This window comes from Mesorhizobium sp. BR1-1-3 (assembly GCF_020165455.1).
Lineage (GTDB): Bacteria > Pseudomonadota > Alphaproteobacteria > Rhizobiales > Rhizobiaceae > Mesorhizobium > Mesorhizobium ciceri.
This window is the reverse complement of sequence record NZ_JAIUIC010000009.1, coordinates 258,650-277,081: the sequence shown is the minus strand read 5'-3', so window position 1 is coordinate 277,081 and position 18,432 is coordinate 258,650. Positions and strand designations below refer to the sequence as shown.

General features: G+C 63.3%; 15 protein-coding genes and 1 other RNA gene. 10 read left to right on the top strand and 6 right to left on the bottom strand.

Going from position 1 to position 18,432, the window contains the following annotated elements; genetic code table 11:
- Positions 1-62: 62 nt before the first annotated feature.
- Positions 63-1,244 (bottom strand): lytic murein transglycosylase, encoded by a 1,182-nt coding sequence (locus LB559_RS21345; RefSeq protein WP_224674912.1) that lies wholly within the window; start codon positions 1,242-1,244, stop codon positions 63-65.
- A gap of 315 nt (positions 1,245-1,559) precedes the next feature.
- A complete protein-coding gene (locus tag LB559_RS21340) occupies positions 1,560-2,360 on the bottom strand; it encodes a GH25 family lysozyme (RefSeq protein WP_224674911.1) in 801 nt (266 codons plus the stop codon).
- A gap of 229 nt (positions 2,361-2,589) precedes the next feature.
- Here LB559_RS21340 and LB559_RS21335 point away from each other — a divergent pair, with 229 nt between their 5' ends.
- A complete protein-coding gene (locus LB559_RS21335) occupies positions 2,590-3,969 on the top strand; it encodes a serine hydrolase domain-containing protein (RefSeq protein WP_224674910.1) in 1,380 nt (459 codons plus the stop codon).
- A gap of 52 nt (positions 3,970-4,021) precedes the next feature.
- Here the strand turns inward: LB559_RS21335 and LB559_RS21330 are convergent, their stop codons facing one another.
- The 3 genes from LB559_RS21330 to LB559_RS21320 all read right to left on the bottom strand — a co-directional run bounded on the left by LB559_RS21330 (position 4,022) and on the right by LB559_RS21320 (position 9,691).
- The gene (locus LB559_RS21330) at positions 4,022-4,705 is read right to left on the bottom strand and encodes a class I SAM-dependent methyltransferase (RefSeq protein WP_224674909.1); all 684 of its coding nucleotides are present in this window, start codon (positions 4,703-4,705) and stop codon (positions 4,022-4,024) included.
- Positions 4,702-5,949: a DUF3419 family protein gene (locus LB559_RS21325; protein ID WP_224674908.1), complete on the bottom strand. Its 1,248-nt coding sequence runs from the start codon at positions 5,947-5,949 to the stop codon at positions 4,702-4,704. Before LB559_RS21325 ends, LB559_RS21330 begins: the two co-directional genes overlap by 4 nt.
- A 94-nt stretch (positions 5,950-6,043) precedes the next feature.
- Positions 6,044-9,691: a hydantoinase B/oxoprolinase family protein gene (locus tag LB559_RS21320; RefSeq protein ID WP_224674907.1), complete on the bottom strand. Its 3,648-nt coding sequence runs from the start codon at positions 9,689-9,691 to the stop codon at positions 6,044-6,046.
- Between the two features lie 194 nt (positions 9,692-9,885).
- Between LB559_RS21320 and LB559_RS21315 the strand changes: the two genes are divergently transcribed.
- The 5 genes from LB559_RS21315 (at position 9,886) to rnpB (ending at position 13,192) form a co-directional block, all read left to right on the top strand.
- Positions 9,886-10,146: a hypothetical protein gene (locus tag LB559_RS21315; RefSeq protein WP_013530943.1), complete on the top strand. Its 261-nt coding sequence runs from the start codon at positions 9,886-9,888 to the stop codon at positions 10,144-10,146.
- Between the two features lie 174 nt (positions 10,147-10,320).
- Complete coding sequence (locus LB559_RS21310; RefSeq protein ID WP_063172494.1) at positions 10,321-11,040, top strand: J domain-containing protein; 720 nt, start codon at positions 10,321-10,323, stop codon at positions 11,038-11,040.
- Entirely contained in the window at positions 11,037-11,792 is a 756-nt protein-coding gene (locus LB559_RS21305; RefSeq protein WP_064993827.1) for an N-acetylmuramoyl-L-alanine amidase, read from the top strand. Before LB559_RS21310 ends, LB559_RS21305 begins: the two co-directional genes overlap by 4 nt.
- Positions 11,793-12,000: 208 nt before the next feature.
- Entirely contained in the window at positions 12,001-12,732 is a 732-nt protein-coding gene (locus tag LB559_RS21300) for a lytic transglycosylase domain-containing protein (protein WP_127368883.1), read from the top strand.
- A gap of 50 nt (positions 12,733-12,782) precedes the next feature.
- Positions 12,783-13,192, top strand: an RNA gene (gene rnpB, locus LB559_RS21295) — RNase P RNA component class A.
- Positions 13,193-13,279: 87 nt separating this feature from the next.
- Here the strand turns inward: rnpB and LB559_RS21290 are convergent.
- Complete coding sequence (locus LB559_RS21290; RefSeq protein ID WP_224674906.1) at positions 13,280-14,407, bottom strand: cystathionine gamma-lyase; 1,128 nt, start codon at positions 14,405-14,407, stop codon at positions 13,280-13,282.
- 410 nt (positions 14,408-14,817) lie between these two features.
- Here LB559_RS21290 and mraZ point away from each other — a divergent pair, with 410 nt between their 5' ends.
- From mraZ to LB559_RS21270, 4 genes are read left to right on the top strand one after another with little or no spacing between them, the layout of a single operon-like run.
- Positions 14,818-15,276: a division/cell wall cluster transcriptional repressor MraZ gene (gene mraZ, locus LB559_RS21285; protein WP_013530948.1), complete on the top strand. Its 459-nt coding sequence runs from the start codon at positions 14,818-14,820 to the stop codon at positions 15,274-15,276.
- On the top strand, positions 15,273-16,307 hold the full coding sequence (gene rsmH, locus LB559_RS21280; protein ID WP_063172491.1) for a 16S rRNA (cytosine(1402)-N(4))-methyltransferase RsmH: 1,035 nt from the start codon (positions 15,273-15,275) through the stop codon (positions 16,305-16,307). The genes mraZ and rsmH overlap by 4 nt, the downstream gene beginning before the upstream one ends.
- Positions 16,308-16,311: 4 nt before the next feature.
- Positions 16,312-16,710 carry a hypothetical protein gene (locus LB559_RS21275; protein WP_013530950.1) on the top strand — a complete coding sequence of 133 codons (399 nt, stop codon included), beginning with the start codon at positions 16,312-16,314 and terminating at the stop codon, positions 16,708-16,710.
- Positions 16,707-18,416, top strand: a complete 1,710-nt coding sequence (locus tag LB559_RS21270; RefSeq protein WP_224674905.1) for a peptidoglycan D,D-transpeptidase FtsI family protein — start codon at positions 16,707-16,709, stop codon at positions 18,414-18,416. Before LB559_RS21275 ends, LB559_RS21270 begins: the two co-directional genes overlap by 4 nt.
- Positions 18,417-18,432 lie beyond the last annotated feature (16 nt).

Here is an 18,432-nt window from a genome sequence, read left to right as displayed (position 1 = left end):
TAGGGGAATAGGGGAATAGGGGTGGCGGCAGTCACTGCTTCGGGCTAATTTGCCCTATTGCCCTATAATTTTCCCAACAGCTCCGGCGTCGGCCAGCCATCCACCGGCAAACCTAGCCGCGTCTGCTCCTTGCGGATCGCCTCGCGGGTGTTGGTACCCAAAATGCCGTCGACGGTGCCGACATCGTAGCCCTTGGCTTCCAGCTTGGTCTGCAATGCCTTCATCTGCTCATTGTTGAGACCGGTCTCGGGATTGCGCGGGTCCAGCGGCGGCGCGCCTGCCAGCCGTGCGGCAAGGTTGGCTGCCGTCAGCGCATAGGTGAAGGACTGATTCCATTCGAGATAAACGTCGAAATTGTCGTAGGCGAGGAAGGCTGGCCCCTTGCGGCCCATCGGCAGCGCGAGGCCTGCTTTCAGGCCGTTATCGACCAGCGGCGCGCCGCTGGGGTAGGTGACGCCCCATTGCGCCCACTGCGACAGCGGCAGCTTGTTGGTGCGACCGGTCTGATCCCACGGCATGTCTTCGGGCACGCGGACTTCCTGGATCCAGGGCTGGTCGCGTTTCCAGCCGCGCGACAGCACCTTGTTGGCAGTGGTCATGATCACATCAGGCACGCTGCCGCGCAGGTCGATCTTGCCGTCGCCGTCGCCGTCGACGCCGCGTGCCAGATAGTCGGAGGGCAGGATCTGCGTCTGGCCGATCTCGCCGGCCCAGGCGCCCCTGACATCGGCCGGCAGCACGCCGCGATCGATCAGTTCCAGAAGCGGCACCAGCTGTTGCCGGAAGAGCTGCGGCCGGCGGCAATCATGGGAAAGCGTCACCAAGGCGCTCAGCGTGTGGAAGTCGCCCTGCACGGCGCCGAAATCGGTCTCCAGCGCCCAGAAGGCGGCGATGATCGGCGCCTGGACGCCGAACTGCTGGTCGGCGCGGGCGAAGACATCCGCGTATTTCTTCATGTTCGCCGCACCTTGCTTCAGGCGATAGGCCGAGATCATCCGGTTGGAAAACTCGACAAAGGTTTGGGTGAAGACGCCCTGGGCGCGGTCGCGCGCCAACACCTTGTCATCTAAGGTTGCCGCTTCAAGGGCGTCGAGACCCACTGCACCTACGCCGGCCGCCTTGGCTTCCGCGGCGACGCCCTGCTTCCAGGATTCGAAGTCGCCGCCGCATTCCTGCGCCATCGCCGGCAAGGCCGTGGCGCACAGGGTCAGCGCAGCCGCGAGGACTTTGGAACGCAGTCGCATCAGCTTCCTTTCGAAACGAACAGGGGGTCATTTGTTGTGCTCCCCCCCGGGAAGCCCAACGCCCTGAATTACCGGCGGTTGCACTCTTTATCGCTGGCTGTGTCGAAAAGCAGGCGGCAGGCCCGGTGTCAACGGTGTTCTGCGGCAGCTTCTCTGCTGGAGTGATTTGATGCAGGGCAGTGCTGCCGTTGCACCGGTTCAACGGAAGCTCTGCTGGAGTGATTTGATCCAGGGCGGTGCTGCCGTTAAACCGGTTCAACGGAAGCTCTGCTGGAGTGCTTTTGATCCAGGGCGGTGCTGCCGTTGAACCTGACGTCAACGGGTGTTCTGCCGCAGCCATTTGTTCCAGGCGGCTTCGCTGCCGTTGAAGACGTTGATGTCGGACTTGCCGGTCATGCCGGGAACGATGCCGGTTCCGGTGTACTGCCAGAAGGTGAAGGGGTGGCTGCCGTATTTCTCACGCGGATGGCCGGCGACGGAACGCAGCCAGTAGGGATAGCCGCGGAACCCTGACAGCCCGTTGTCGTCGAAGAAGTCGACGGAAGTGTAGATGATCGGCTTCTTGCCGTAATGGCGTTCGACGATTTCGAGGAAGGTGGTCATCTCCGCGCGCACCGTGGCGGCGTCGGGACGCAGCCTGCAGGTCGGCGATTGCGGGTTCCATTCCATGTCGAGGACCGGCGGCATCGCCGAGCGATCGACGGGGACGTTGCGGATGAACCAGCGCGCCTGAACGGCGGCCGGGGTGCAGAAATAATAGAAATGATAGGCGGCTCGCGGAATCCCGTTGGCCTTCGTGCGCGCCCAATGCTCGCTGAAATACTCGTCGAAACGGTCGCCGCCCTCGGTCGCCTTGATGAAGGCGAAGGAGATGCCGCTCGCCCTGGCAGCCGGCCAGTCGACCGAGGTCTGGTATTTGGAAACATCGGTGCCGTGGACGGCATAGTTCCACGGCGCGCCGCTCTCCCATTCATGCGGCTTGGAGTCGGCAAAGCGCGGCGCGCGCACGGTAACCGTCGGGCTGCTCGAAGCGGATGGCGACAGCGGCGAGAGATCGTCGACGGTCGAGCAAGCACCAAGCAGCGCTAGCATGATCAGGCCCGCAAGACGGCGCATCGCAATTCCCGAGCCGGATTCAGCCGGTCGCTGATGGGTCTTTACACTGTTGGCCTGCTTTGTGATCGGGCCCCCTCCGAACGATCGCCCCACAGCATCGCTCAGCATATCCTGTGATCGCCGATCATGGTTGATAATCCGTTGATGACGCTCGACAAGCATTGTGATTTGCGGAAGCAATGGCGGCAAATCGATGACATAAGGGTCGCGCAGGGCCCGGAGGAAATAAATGCGGATCGTGGTCAAGATCGTCAAATGGCTGCTTGGCCTGATCGTCCTAGTGATCGCAGCACTTTTTGCCTGGCTTTATATCGCGCCACCGGAGTTGATCAGGGTTGGCTCGGGCTACTCGGCCAAGATCGTCTGTTCGAACGTTTTTATCGCCGGCCGCGATCCCAATGAGGTGCTGGCCGTCGACGTGCAGGCACCCGGGCATCCCCTGCTGCGGTTAATGCGGGTTTCGGTGGACAAGAACAGGGGAACGGTGTCTGCCGGCCTGTTCGGTTTCCTCGGCAAGAGCGTCGCCGTAGCCCGCGACGGGCTTGGCTGCGCTTCGGTTCCGGACGGCGACGTAGGAAAGGTGCGGCGGACCGCGATCCAAGCGGGGCCCTCGGCAGTCACCATGGGCGACCTGTGGCCGCAAGGCGAACGGGTCGAGGCATCACAGGATCCGGTTGTTGCCAAGCTGCTGGACGATGCGGCGCTGATCGGCACCGGCATGCGCGCGGTGGTGGTGGTCAAGAATGGCCGTGTCGTCGCCGAGCGCTACGGCGATGGCTTTTCCGCCAGGACGCCGCTGCTCGGCTGGTCGATGACCAAAACGGTGAATGCCGCCATCGTCGGTACGTTGGTCAAGGACGGCAAGATGGCTTTCGACAACAAAAACCTGTTTGCCCCGTGGAAGGCGGACGGCCGCGCCGCGATCAGCCTTGCCGACATGATGGCGATGTCGAGCGGGCTGGAGTTCAACGAGGATTATGGCGACGTCGCCGACGTCACGCGCATGCTCTATCTCGAACCTGACATGGCGGGCTTTGCCGAATCCAAGCCGCTGGCTGCAGAGGTCGGCAAACAGTTTTCCTATTCGAGCGGCACGGCGGTGATGCTGTCGCGCCTCTGGCAGGACGCGGTCGGCGACAAGGCCAGGGCGCTGACGTGGCCGCGCACGGCGCTATTCGAGCCGCTCGGCATGCACAGCGCGGTGCTTGAAACGGACGAGCAGGGCACCTTCGTCGGCTCGTCCTATCTCTACGCGACCGCGCATGACTGGGCGCGCTTCGGCCAGTTCCTGCTGCAAGGCGGGGTGTGGAACGGCAACCAGATCCTGCCGGCCGGTTTCGTCGACTGGATGCGAGAGCCGGCATCCGCCTCGAAGGTCTACGGCAAGGGCCAATTGTGGATCGAGGCCCCGGGCGATGAGGAAAACCCCGGCGCCGGCGTCGCGGCAGGCCTGCCCAAGGACACGTACTGGATGGAAGGCCATGACGGGCAGACGGTTGCCATCATTCCCTCGGAGCAGTTGGTGGTGGTGCGGCTGGGGCTGACGCCTGCCAAGCTTGGCTATCGGCCGCAGACGATGGTGGGGGCGTTGGTGAAGGCACTCCATTAAGGTGCATTGACATTCAGGTGAGGTCGGCCTGCAAATGGCGGTTTCACCTTGGCTAGCCGCGCGGCCCGATAACCGCCAGCCAGGCGTAGCCGCGATAAAGCGTGCGGAAACGGAAGCTTGCGCCGGTTCGCCGAGATTCCGATTCCAGCACTTCGCGCAGCGATTCACGCGGCGCGACGTGGAATTTTTTCAGCCAGCCGCGCAGCAGTGCGCGGAACCAGCCGGGCAGGCCTTCCTGCTGGCCGAAATCGACGATGTGCAGCGAACCGTTCGGCGACAGGGCGGCAAGTGCCGCCGATACTGTTTTTTCCCAGCCGGGGATCATCGACAGCGAATAGGACACGAAGACACGATCGAAGCGTTCGACGCCGAAAAGTGCACAGGCATCGAAATCAGTGGCATCGCCCCTAGCCAATATGACGCGACCGGACAGGCCCTCGCGGTCGATCGCCTTTCCGGCCGTCTCCAGCATTTCGGCCGAAATATCGAGGCCGAAAAAGCGCGCGTCGGGATAGTGACGGGCGGCGAGGATGACGTTGCGGCCGGTGCCGCAGCCGAGTTCCAGCACGGTGCCACCGACAGGCACGTCGAGCCCCGAGATCATTGGGTCGCGGCCGAGCAGGTAGTATTTGCGGGTCAGGTCGTAGATGTGGCGCTGCCAGCGGTAGACGCCGTCCATCAGTTCGGCATGATTGGCCTTGAATTCGGGGCTGGCCGGCAGCTCGCTGGTGCTCATGCCGCGCGCTTTACGTAGAGATGGAAGCCGCCATAGATGGCCGAGCGGTCGCGGGCCGAAAATTCCCGCGAAGCCTGGTCCTGATAGTCCCATTGGTCGAGCAGCGAACTGGAGACGCGACCCGGCAGCAGGCTGGGCTCGGCGGCGGTGCGGAAGATGACGCGGGCGCCGGCCGAAGCCGTGCGGGTGATTTCCGCCCACAGCGCGTTGAGCTGATCGTCGGTCATCCAGTCCTGTGCGTCGAGCAGAACGAAGCGGTCGACCGCGCCTGCATCCTTGCCGGCGAGAAACTCGATCAGATTGGCATGGTGGATGGCGACGCGGCCGACATTGCCGCGGATGGTTTCGTAATTCTGCTTTTCGAGATAGGCGGGCAGGGCGGCCTCGCCGGGGTTCGGATAGCGGCGGGCAAAGGCCTGCCAGGCGAAGTAGTTATTCTCCAGCGGAAAATCGCAAGCGAGTTTTTCCAGCCGGGCTTTCAGCACGCTGGCCATGGTGCCGTCGCCAGAAGTGATCAGCGAATCGTACTGCGCCGGTGGAATGCCGAGGCCGAACAGTGAAGCCTTGCGCGACGTCGCCCATCTCAAAAGCTTGTTGTCGAAGACCGGCGCCAACTCCTCGTTGAAGAAGCGGCGCTGCTCGCCGATGTTCCTGGCCTGCATGATGCCGGCTGGGTCGACGCCGAAGAATTTTCCCGTGCGATGGCCCATGGCGATGAACAGGCCGAGCAGGCCGGTCTGGTAGAAATTGCGGTCGAACACAGTGATCCTACGGCGGCCGCGCCAGTTGCGGCGCTCCCAGTAGTGACGGCTGACAGGATCGAGATGCGGCGCGATGAAACGGTCATACGCTCTCGAATTGTGGCTGGTGTCGGCGGCGCCGAAGAAGCGGAACAGGTCGCCCTGCGATGGCAAATGGCGCACCGCCTCCAGCTTCATGCGGTTCAGCGCGATGTGCGCGGTGTTGAGGTCGACGGCGTCGACCCGGGCCGGCGAGCGCGTGAGGTAGGCCAGGATGTTGCAGCCGCCGGAGGCGATAGTGACGACGCGGTGGCCCTGGCCAAGCTGCATCGCCTCCATGTCGACATCGGGGTCTTCCCAGATCTGCGGATAGACGAGGCCGGAGAACAGGAAGGCGAACAGCCGCTCCGAAATGCCGGCCTTCGACAGCGGGCGGTTCTGATAGACGGCCTTTCCAACTTCCTTGCCGCGGCGAAAAACCAGATCTGCGGAAACGTCCGTCATGGCAAAGTGATTCCCCATTTGCTTTGCCGCAAGCGGGTAGCGCTCGGCGATGACAGATGGATGACAGCAGCCGGCTAGCAGCCCGGGGGCGAGGTCATCGCCGGCCAAATCCCCCCGGCGTCGGCGTCGTCAGGATGACGGCGTCTCCTGCCTGCAGCACGGTCTGGTCGCAGGCTTTCAGCAGGTCGATCGTGCCGTCCTTGCGGCGGATCTTGGTCGAGCCGACCTCGCCGTCGCCGCCTCCGTCCAGCCCTTGCGGCGGCCGGTTGCGGTGCGAGGACAGGATCGCGCATTCCATCTTTTCGAGGAAGCGGATGGTGCGTTTGGTGCCGTCGCCGGCGCTCCATCTGCCCTTGCCGCCGGAATCTTTCCGGATGTGGAAATCCTCGAGCAGAACGGGAAAGCGCAGCTCCAGCACTTCGGGATCGGTGAGGCGCGAATTGGTCATGTGGGTGTGGACGCCGGAGGTGCCGGCAAAGCCGCGGCCCGAGTTCATCTGGCCGGCCGGCGAGCCGGAGCAGATCGTCTCGTAATATTGATACGTCTTGTTGCCGAAGGTCAGGTTGTTCATCGTGCCTTGGGCGTTGGCCATGGCGCCCATGGCGCCGAACAGCGCGTTGGTGACATGCTGCGAGGTCTCGACATTGCCGGCGACGACGGCGGCGGGGTAGGCGGGTTTCAGCATGCAGCCATCGGGAATGATGATGTTGATGGGCCGCAGGCACCCGGCATTCATCGGGATCATATCCTCGACCATGACGCGGAAGGCGTAGAGCACGGCGGCGCGGGCCACCGGCTCGGGCGCGTTGAAATTGTTCTTCATCACCGGCGAGGTGCCGGTGAAGTCTACCGTCGCCTCGCGCTTTTGCCGGTCGACCGTGATCTTCACCTTGATGATCTGGCCGGTGTCGGTCGGGTATTCGTACTCAGAACTATCCGGCAGCCGCTCCAGCACGCGGCGCACGCTTTCGGCGGCATTGTCCTGGACATGGCCCATATAGGCCTCGACGACATCGAGGCCGAAATGGGCGACCATCTTGCGCAGTTCGGCTACGCCCTTCTCGTTGGCGGCGATCTGCGCCTTGAGGTCGGCGATGTTCTGGTGCGGATTGCGGGCCGGATAGCGGTGATCGGTGAGCAGCGTTTCCAGCTCCTTCTCGCGGAAGCGGCCACGGTCGACGATGCGGAAATTGTCGAACAGCACGCCTTCCTCGTCGACCGTGGTGGCGAGCGGCGTCATCGAGCCGGGTGCCGTGCCGCCGATATCGGCGTGATGGCCGCGCGAGGCGGCCCAGAACAGGATTCTTTCCTTGGCATCATCGAAGACCGGCGTCACGACAGTGATGTCCGGCAGATGCGTGCCGCCATTATAGGGTGCGTTGAGGGCAAAGACGTCGCCGGGGTGGATGTCGCCGGAATTCAGCCGGATGATGGTTTCGACCGAGCGGTCCATCGAGCCGAGATGCACCGGCATGTGCGGCGCATTGGCGACCAGCGCGCCGGTACGGTCGAAGACGGCGCAGGAAAAATCCAGCCGTTCCTTGATGTTGACGGAATAGGCGGTGTTCTGCAGCGTGACGCCCATCTGCTCGGCGATCGACATGAAGAGGTTGTTGAAGACCTCCAGCATGACCGGATCGGCCTCGGTGCCGAGCGCTGCCTGCCGGCGCTTTTTCTCGACGCGGCGCAGGAGCACATGGTTCCTGGCGGTGATTTCGGCCAGCCAGCCCGGCTCGATGACGATTGTCTGGTTCGGCTCGATAATCAAGGCAGGTCCCGCAACCCTGTTTCCCGGCTTCAGCGCCTCGCGGCGGAAGATGGGTGAAGTGCGGCACTCTCCCTCGGTGAAGATTTCGCGGGTCTGTGAAGGGCTTACGGCAAGGTCTTCGGTTCGCGATTCAGTTTCGTCGCGCCCAGTGCCGCCGGTGTCGGTGCCTTCGACGCCGACGGTCTCGACGATCATCGGCTTGTCGTCATAGACGAAACCGAACTGCGCCTTGTGGGCGATTTCAAAATCGCGCCTGGCCTGGAAAATCGAATCCGCCTCGAAATTCACCGGCAGTGTCGTGTCGGTGCCGTCGTAGCGAATGTGCAGCACCGGCTTCGTGGCGACCGTATCCTCGCCGATGCCTTGCGCCGCGAGTTCGGCGACAACGGCTTTTCTCAAGATGGCAATGAGGTTGCCGATCTCCGTTCTGGACTCTTCGGCAAGCGGTTTCAGCAGCGCCTGCTGGCGCGAGGCAAAGACCGAGGACAGGCCGATGCCATAGGCCGACAGAAGACCTGAGAAGGGATGGATCAGCACCGCTTCCATGCCGAGCGCATCGGCGACCAGGCAAGCGTGCTGGCCGCCGGCGCCGCCAAAACAGTTCAAGAGATATTCGGTGACGTCGTAGCCGCGCTGCACGGAGATCTTCTTGATAGCATTGGCCATGTTTTCGACGGCGATGGTGACGAAGCCCTCGGCGACAGTCTCGGGCGACCGGCCGTCGCCGATTTCGGCGGCGAGTGCGGCGAATTTTGCCCGTACCGTCTCGACGTCGAGCGTCTGGTCCTGGCCGGGTCCGAAAATGGCCGGGAAGAAATCGGGCTGCAGCTTGCCCAGCATCACATTGGCGTCGGTGACGGCGAGCGGGCCGCCGCGCCGGTAGGCTGCCGGGCCGGGATTGGCGCCAGCCGAATCCGGCCCGGCCCGGAAGCGGCCGGCCTCGTAGTGCAGGATCGAGCCGCCGCCGGCGGCGACGGTATGAATGCGCATCATCGGCGCGCGGATGCGCACGCCGGCGACCTCGGTGTCGAAGGCGCGCTCATATTCGCCGTCATAGTGAGCGACGTCGGTCGAGGTGCCGCCCATGTCGAAACCGATGACCTTGTCGAAGCCGGCGAGCCTGGCCGTCTCGACCATGCCGACGACGCCGCCGGCTGGTCCTGACAGCAGTGCGTCCTTGCCCTGGAACATGTCGGCGGCGGTGAGACCGCCCGACGACATCATGAACATCAGGCGGGGAAATTGATCGCTCTCCCCCACAAGGGGGGAGCTTGGCGCCGCACCCAACTCTCCCGCCACCCTTTGCACATAGCGCGACAGGATCGGCGACAAATAGGCGTCGACCACCGCGGTGTCGCCGCGGCCGACCAGCTTGATCAGCGGCGAGACCTCATGGCTGACCGAGACCTGGCTGAAACCGAGTTTGCGGCAGACTTTCGCCACGGCCTTCTCGTGCTCGGGGTATTTCCAGGCGTGCATGAAGACGATGGCGACCGCATCGATGCCATCGGCCCTGGCCTGTTCGATCGCCGGCCGGCAGGCGGCGATATCGAGCAATTGTTCGACGCAGCCATCGGCGCGCACACGCTCGTTGATTTCGATGACGCGCTCGTAGAGCTGTTCGGGAAGGATGATCTCCTTGGCGAAGATGTCCGGGCGCGCCTGGTAGGCGATCTTCAGCGCATCGCGGAAGCCCTTGGTGATGAGCAAAAGCACGCGGTCGCCCTTGCGCTCCAGCAGCGCATTTGTGGCGACCGTGGTGCCCATCTTGATGTCGCCGATCAGGCCGCTCGGGATCGTGTCGCCGGCCGACAAGCCAAGAAGGTCGCGAATGCCCTGGATGGCGGCATCGTTATAGGCTTCGGGATTTTCGGAGAGAAGCTTGCGCGGGTGCAGCCCGCCTTCCGGATCTCGGCCGATGATATCGGTGAATGTGCCGCCGCGGTCGATCCAGAAATCCCATTTTTCGGTCATGACAGCCCCTGGCGCTCTTCTGTTCGATCGGTGTTTCGGCACATGCTGTTAGTTCGCTACGGCCTGAGCGGCAATCGCAAATGAACCAGACGATGTTACATGCGGAAACGCAACGTTACGAAACTCATGGCCGGCTGACGCATTTGTCCTTCGACCGCTCACGGCAACGTGAGCGTGTGTTGAAGGAGAGACAAATGAAAAAGCTCATTCTCGCGTCCGTTTCCGGTTTGGCCTTGCTTGGCGTCGCCGCCTGCAGTGACAGCGGTACGGACAACACCACCACCCAGAGCACCAACCCGCCGGCCGCCGAGGAACCGATGAAGCCGGCCACCCCGGAAGCCACGCCGCCGGCCGCGACGCCTCCGGCAACGGATAATTCGACCACGAAGAGCATCACACCCGAGAAGCCCGCCGAGCCGGCTCCGGCAACACCAGCTCCTGCGCCCGCGCAGTAGTGAGCAAGCAGTACTTCGTGTGATGAATGAGGAAGGCCGGCTCGCGCCGGCCTTCCTCATGTCGTCCGAGCGCCGTGGGCCAATCCCTCTTGCGCGTCAGATCGATTTGTCGCGCAAAGCCTGCGGCACTGTCCCGGCTTGATAGGAGGGAGCGGTGGCTCTAAGAAGCAGGCCATGTCGATTTGGGATCGCCTCGGCGAGTTCATCACCCGCGTTTCATCCTCAACCTCGTCGGGTGTCGCCGACGTCGTCGAGGCCGTGCGCACGGTTTTCTCCGGCGATGCGGATTTGCGCCGGCGTGTCGCCTTTTCGGTGGCGATGATCGCGCTGTCGGCCAAGATGGCCAAGGCCGATGGCATCGTCACCCAGGACGAGGTGCGCGCCTTCCAGGAGATATTCGAAGTGCCGCCGAAGGAGACGCGCAATGTGGCGCGGCTGTTCGATCTCGCCCAGCGCGACGTGGCCGGTTTCGAAACCTATGCCGAGCGGATGGCCCAGATGTGCGGTTCGGGCCATTCCAACTGCGTGATGCTTGAAGACATACTCGACGGTCTGTTCCATATCGCCAAGGCCGACGGGCTGGTGCACGAGCGCGAAGGCCATTTCCTGCACCGCATCGCCGAGATTTTCCGCATCGACGAAGCGCATTACGAAGCCATCATGGCCCGGCACGTCAATCTCGGCGCCGGGGATCCCTATGTCGTGCTGGGCATCGAGCGCGGCAAGCCGTTCGAAGAGGTCAGGAAACGCTATCGCAAGCTGGTTTCCGACAATCATCCCGACCGGCTGATCGCGCGCGGCCTGCCTCAGGAATTCATCAAGATCGCGACCACCAGGGTGGCGGCGATCAACGCCGCCTACGAGATGATCGAGCGGGGCCTGCGCCACGCATGAGCGGCTTTCTGCCCGACGAGCCACGTGCCGAAGTCAGGGTATCGCCGAATTTCGGCCCGCGACGCGAGACACCCAGGCCTGACATGATCGTGCTGCACTACACCGGCATGGCGACCGGCGCCGGGGCCGAGGCCTGGCTTTGCGATCCGGCCAGCGAGGTCTCGTCGCATTATCTGGTCCACGAGAATGGCCATATCGTGCAGATGGTCAGGGAAAGCGACCGCGCCTGGCATGCCGGCAAGAGTTCGTGGTTCGGACGCGCCGACATCAATTCCTGTTCCGTCGGCATCGAGATCGTCAATCCGGGGCATTCGCTGGGCTATCCCGGTTTTCCCCGGCGGCAGATCGATGCCGTGATCGGGCTGTGCCGGGGGATCGCCGGTCGGCATTCGATCGCCGCCGAGCGGGTACTCGCGCATTCCGATGTTGCGCCGGGGCGCAAAATCGATCCCGGCGAGAAGTTTCCGTGGCGGACGCTATTCGAGGCCGGTGTCGGCCATCTCGTTACGGCCGCCCCCGTCAGGCGAGGCGCCACTCTGACAACCGGCGACACCGGCGGCGATATCGAAGCGTTGCAGTCGATGCTGGCGCTCTACGGCTATGGCGTTGAAATATCCGGCGTTTTCGACCGGCAGACGGAGGCGGTGGTCGAAGCCTTCCAACGGCATTTCCGGCCGCGCAAGGTGGACGGCGTTGCCGACGGTTCGACGCTGCGGACGCTGCAAAGGCTGCTTGCTTCCGTGAAGCGCTAATCCCCGGGAGACCTCTCTCAAGCAATTCTTTCCAATCCTTAAGTTACAGGCTGTCACTCAAAGTGACTTGCCTGGCCTTGTTTGACACCAATTCGGGCGTCAAACGGCTGACGTGTAGATGTCGGACCCCAAGCCCCCCGGGTTGTTCCGACGTTGGTTAGGCGTTGCTGCGTGAACATCTTCGCGCGGTTCAGACAGACAGGATCACATGCAGAAATTTACCGTTTTAACGGCAGCTCTTGCTGCCGGCGTAATGACTTTTGCCTTCAGTGCGGCGCATGCAGCGTCATTCAGCCCGCGGGCCGATCAAGGGTTTCCCGTGGTATCCGCAAAAAGCGGCAAGGCAGGCCACGACGCCAAGGCGACAAAGCAGGCATCCGCCAAAGCGGAGACGAAGCGGGCTTCCGCCAAAGCGGAAAAGGCAAGCTGGTCCAAAGCGAAGAAGTCCATCGCCAAAAGGCAGACGAAGCGCGGCCGCAAGACCGTCGACATGACGAGAACGGCATCGATCGGCCTCAGGAACGCGGCGGAGTCGACGGCCGCGGTGGCGAGCAGCGGCCAGTATTCCGCAATCGTTGCCCGCTATGCGGCGATCGAAGGCGTGCCCGTGTCGCTCGCCTCGGCGGTCATCAAGATCGAGAGCAACTACCGGCCCAACATCGTCGGCAGCGCCGGCGAGATCGGCCTGATGCAGATCAAGCCGGCCACGGCTCGGATGATGGGCTATAGCGGCTCCGCCAAGGGCCTGTTCGATCCCGACACCAACATCAAATACGGCATGAAATACCTTGCCATGGCACGGAGCCTCGGTGGCGGCACGACCTGCGGCACCATTCTGAAATACAATGCCGGACACGCCGCAACGCGGATGAACCCCGTGTCGGCAGCCTATTGCGGCAAGGTCAAGGTGCAGATGGCTGCGCTTGGATCGCCCGCATAAGTCAGCTTTTTCGTTTGCGTTTTCGGGCGTGAACCCCTTTATACGCTCTGCCAGCTGGCTGGGCGGCCGCACCCGCAAACGCCGAAAGGTCGTGGGTGAGGAAAGTCCGGGCTCCATGGAAACACGGTGCCGGTTAATGGCCGGCGGGGGCGACCCCAGGGAAAGTGCCACAGAAAGCAAACCGCCACGATCCGGCTTGCCGGATTCGGGGCAAGGGTGAAAGGGTGGGGTAAGAGCCCACCGCGCGACTGGCAACAGGAGCGGCACGGTAAACCCCACCGGGAGCAAGACCGAATAGGGACGGTGCGAGGGGAAACCCTCGAGGGCTGTTTCCGGCTCACCGTCCGGGTAGGTTGCGTGAGGCGCATGGCAACATGCGCCCAAGATGAATGGCCGCCACGTTCTCGCCTCGCAAGGGACGAGGGCCATACAGAACCCGGCTTACAGGCCAGCTGGCAATTTCTCTCCCCCGATATCAAGAGAAATCTCTTGAAATCAGCAGGTTGCGCCCTCGGGCGCGCCTGTTGATTCAAGCCTGGCCGGCCGTTCATCCGAGCCGGGAGCCGCTGATCCCGTCCAGCGACGTCTCGATCGCTTTCCAGAGCTCTTCCACCGGCTCGCAGCCGACCGACAGGCGGACGAAACCGGCGGAGACCGCATCGCCTCGCTTCAGGCGCCGCTCGGCGGAGGTGTGGACGCCGCCGAAGGATGTCGCGGCCTGCATCAGGGCACAATTGTTGATGAAGTCCTCGGCTTTGTCTTCCGAGGCGAGTTCGAACGAGATGAGAAAGCCGAAGCGCTCCATCTGGGCGCGGGCTAGGTTGTGCGACGGGTCGCCTTCAAGCCCGGGATAACGCAGGCCGCTGATTGCCTTGTGGCCCTGCAGTCGCCGCGCGATGACTTCCGCCGAGGAACACATGCGATCGAAGCGCACATCCAGTGTCTCCAGGCCGCGGTGCACCAGCCAGGCTTCGAACGGACCGGGAATGCTGCCGGAAACTTCGCGCCAGCCGGTCACGGCGGCGATGATATCGGCATGGCGACTGGCGACATGGCCGAACAGCACGTCGGAATGGCCATTGGGTGCCTTGGTGTCGGCGGCAACGACGATATCGGCGCCGTGGTCGAGCGGTCGTTGGCCGAAGGGTGTCATGGTCGTGTTATCGACCACAAGAATCGCGCCGGTTTTGTGGACAGCATCGGCAACGGCGGCGATATCGCAGATATCCAGCCCCGGATTGGCAGGGGTTTCGACAAATGCCAGCCGATAGCCATCGAAGCCGCCATCGAGGAAGGTCGAAGTCGGCCTGGCATCATAGGTGATGCCGAGCGGCTTGAGGAAGCGCTCGGCCAGCGCTCGTGTCGTGTGATAGCCGTCCGATGGCAGCAGGATACGGTCGCCGGCCTTGAGCACGGCAAAAAACGCCGCCGAGATTGCCGCCATTCCGGAAGGGAACGCGACGCAGGGCGCGTCCTCCAGATGGGCCAGCATATGCTCGACCGCGTCCCAGGTCGGGTTGCTGAATCGCCCGTACTGGTTGAAGCCGGTGGCATCGCCGGGCGCATGAAAGATGGCGGCCATGGTCAGCGGCAGGGGAATGGAATCGCCCATGGCAAGCCCGCTGCGACGCAGGTGAGGAAGCGCTGCAGCGCGTGACTTTGCTGTTTCAGACATCGAATTTCAGACCCTGTTGGTGACCGGCTGGATGTGGCGAGACGCTATGCCCGGCAGCGGCTCGCGGCAAGGCGCGTCCGGTTGGGCCAGGCGGCTCTAAACGCTTCGTTAGGCTTAATAGACCATAAAGACGAGACGTGTCGTCACGGCTGCTCTCATTGGTCGCGGCGCGCGTGTTTGTGAAGCCTATTCCCGTTGACGCCCATAGTGCCCCATGATATCCCATCCAGACATCAAAGCCTTCGTTCCGTGTCAGGGTAAAGCGTACGCCAATCGGGCAGCCGCGGCGGCTGCACGTTTGCTGGTTTTTGGCTGTGCGGACGAGGTTGATACGGGGCAGGGAACGCGCTGCGGCGGCGCGTGCGACAAGATGCAGAGGGGTGCGGCGGCGCAAGCGGCTGTAGCGTTTAATGGACCGGTTTCTGTCAAACACGGTGAGCAGGATCGATGCGAAGGGGCGGGTGTCCGTTCCCGCGCATTTCCGTGCCGTCGTGCAGAAGCGCGGCTATTCGGAACTCTATGCGCTGCGCTGCCTGGACCTGCCGGCGATGGATGTCGGCGGGCTCGACCTGCTCGACCGCTACGAGCAGCGCATAGCGCTCGAGGATCCCTTCCTGCAGACGGCGGACGATATGTCGTTCTTCTGCCATGGCGACGGAACCTTCTTGAAACTCGACCAGGACGGCCGCATCACGATGAGCGATTTCCTTCGCGAACACACCGGCATCTCGGCGGAAGTGGCCTTTGTCGGGCGCGGCAATTTCTTTCAGATCTGGGAGCCGGGACGGCTTGCCGCCTATGGGGCGCAGGCGCGGGCACGGCTTTTGCAGCTTCGGCAGGGGACGAAGCCTGGGGAGCGACCGGAATGACGGCAGGCCACGGCGATGACCTTCCTCGCGCCGTAGATGGGCACGCCGTTGGCGGATCGGCCCGCCACATTCCGGTCCTCCTTGCCGAAGTGCTCGAAGCACTGGCGCCGGCGCAGGGCGACCTCATCATCGACGGCACGTTCGGCGCCGGCGGCTACACCAGGGCCATTCTGGCGACAGGCGCCTCCGTGGTGGCGATCGACCGCGATCCGGATGCCATTGCGGCCGGGCGCGATCTTGAAGTGCAGTCGGGTGGTCGGCTGCGGCTGGTGCAGGCGCCGTTCTCGACGCTGGACGAACATGTCGAGAGCGCCGACGGGATCGTGCTCGACATCGGCGTGTCCTCGATGCAGCTCGACCAGGCGGAGCGCGGGTTTTCGTTCCGCGCCGACGGGCCGCTCGACATGCGCATGGCGCAATCGGGCCTCAGCGCCGCCGACGTCGTCAATTCCTTCAAGCCGGGCGATCTTGCCCGCATCTTCGGCTTCCTCGGCGAGGAGCGCCATGCCGGACGCATTGCCCGCATGATCGAGGCGCGCCGCGAAAAGCGCCCGTTCGAGCGCACGTTGGAACTCGCCGACGCCATCGAGACGCATATCGGCCGGGCGCCGAAGGACAAGATCCATCCGGCGACGCGCGTCTTCCAGGCGCTGCGCATTTTTGTCAATGACGAGCTTGGCGAACTGGCCAAGGCCCTGTTTGCGGCCGAACGCGCTCTGAAGCCGGGCGGACGGCTCGCCGTGGTCACCTTCCATTCTCTGGAAGACCGCATCGTCAAGCGTTTCATCGCCGACCGGGCCGATGTCGCGACCGGCTCGCGTCACCTGCCCGAGGCGCATGCGCGCACCGCGACGTTCCGCAAGTCGGGCGGCGGCGTGACGGCCGGCGATGCCGAGGTGGCGACCAATCCGCGCGCCCGTTCGGCCAGGCTGCGCGCGGCGGTCCGCACCGAGGCGCCGGCGCGCAGCAGCGACTTTTCGATTTTCGGCCTTCCAAAGCTTCCCGGTATCGACCGGCCGGGGGAGAGGTAGCTAAGTGTTTCGTACCAGCGACATTGTCCTGATCGCCGTCATGGTTGCGGTCGCGGCCCTTACCTACAAGGCCAAGCGCGAGGCCGAGGAACAATTGGCCGCCGTGCAGAAGATCCATGCGCAGATACGCTATGAGGAGGACACGATCGACCTGCTCAAGGCCGACTGGAGCCTGCTTACCCAGCCGTCGCGGCTGCAGAAGCTCGCCGAACTCTACAAGTCGCAGCTCGAACTCGAGCCGGTCAGCGCCCGCCAGATCGGCGGTGTCGGCGACCTGCCGGCCAAATCCCTTGACATCCAGGACATCTTGTCGGGACGCCAGGGCGGCATGGCTGATAGTTCGGGCGGCAAGGCGCCGTCGGACGGCAGGGATCCCGTGGTGACCGGAGGCATCGCCCAATGATCGGTAAACTGCTGAAACGTCGCGCCAGGACGAGTGAAGATGGATCGATCGTGGTCGAGGGCGCCCGCAAGGCGACCGGCGGCAAGGGCAGGACGCGCATCGTCATGACGATGGCGGTGTTCTTCGGCATCTTCTCGACCATATCAGGGCGGCTGGTCTATCTCGGCTTCCAGACCCCCGATATGTCGGGCGGTCCGCAGAGCCGGGTGACGGCATCGCGGCCCGACATCGTCGACCGCAACGGCGAAGTGTTGGCCACGGACATCAAGACGGCGTCGCTGTTTGCAGAACCACGCCGGATTGTCGACGCCGACGAGGCGATCGAGAAGCTGTCGACGGTGCTTCCGGACATCGACTATGAGCAGACCTACCATAAGCTGAAGAGCGGCGCCGGTTTCGTCTGGCTGCAGCGGCAGCTGACGCCCAAGCAACAGTCCGACATCATGCAGCTCGGCATTCCCGGTTTCGGCTTCCGCACCGAAAAGCGCCGCTTCTATCCGAGCGGCGAGACCTCGTCCTACATTGTCGGGCTCACCAACATCGACAACCAGGGCATCTCCGGCATGGAGAAATATGTCGACGAGCAGGGGCTGAGCGACCTGCAGGCGTCGGGCCTTGCCATTGCCAAGGATCTCAAGCCGGTAAAGCTTTCGATCGATCTGCGCGTGCAGCATGTCGTGCGCGACGAGATCGCCGCCGGCCTGGAGCGCTATCGTGCCATGGGCGCCGGCGCCGTTGTGCTCAACGTCAAGACCGGCGAAGTGGTGGCCATGGCCTCGGTGCCGGATTTTGATCCGAACAATCCCTACAACGCACAAGACAAGGACCGGCTGAATCGCATGTCGGCGGGCCTCTACGAGATGGGTTCGACCTTCAAGAGCTTCACTTCAGCCATGGCGCTCGATTCCGGCAAAGCGACGATGGCGAGCCGCTTCGATGCTTCGCATCCAATCCGGGTCGGCCATCAGGCCATTCACGATTTCCACGGCAAGAACCGTGTGCTGTCGTTGCCGGAGGTGTTCCTCTACTCGTCCAACATCGGGTCGGCCAGGGAAGCCGAGATGGTCGGCATCGAGGGGCATCGCGAATTCCTGCATCGCCTTGGCATTCTGGACAGGATGCAGACCGAATTGCCGGAGACTGCCCGTCCGACTGAACCGAAGGTCTGGAAACAGGTCAATTCATTCACCATCGCCTTCGGCCATGGCGTGTCGACGACGCCGCTGCAAGCGGCTGTGGGCTGCGCGGCGTTGATGAATGGCGGTTTCCTGATGAACCCCACCTTTCTGGTGCGGACGCAGGCGGAAGCGATGGCCACCGCCAAGAGAGTGGTGAGCGAAAAGACCGTCGAAGGCATGCGCTACCTCTATTCGCTCAATGCCGAAAAGGGCTCTGCCAGAAACGCCAGAGTCCCCGGCTACCGCGTTGGCGGCAAGACCGGAACCGCCGAGAAGGTCATCAATGGCCGCTACTCGAAGGACTTGAATTTCAACACCTTCGTCGCCGCCTTCCCGATGGACGATCCGCAGTATCTGGTGTTTACCATTGCCGATGCCCCGCACCCGGAAAAGCCCGGCATGACGGATGTCGCGGCCGCGAATGCTGGGGTTATGGCCGGCAATATCATCAGGCGTTCAGCTGCCATGCTTGGCGTGAAGCCAGATTTCAGCCATGAAAATGGTGCAACGCTGGTTTCCTATCAGTGATTCTTAGGGCGCGCCG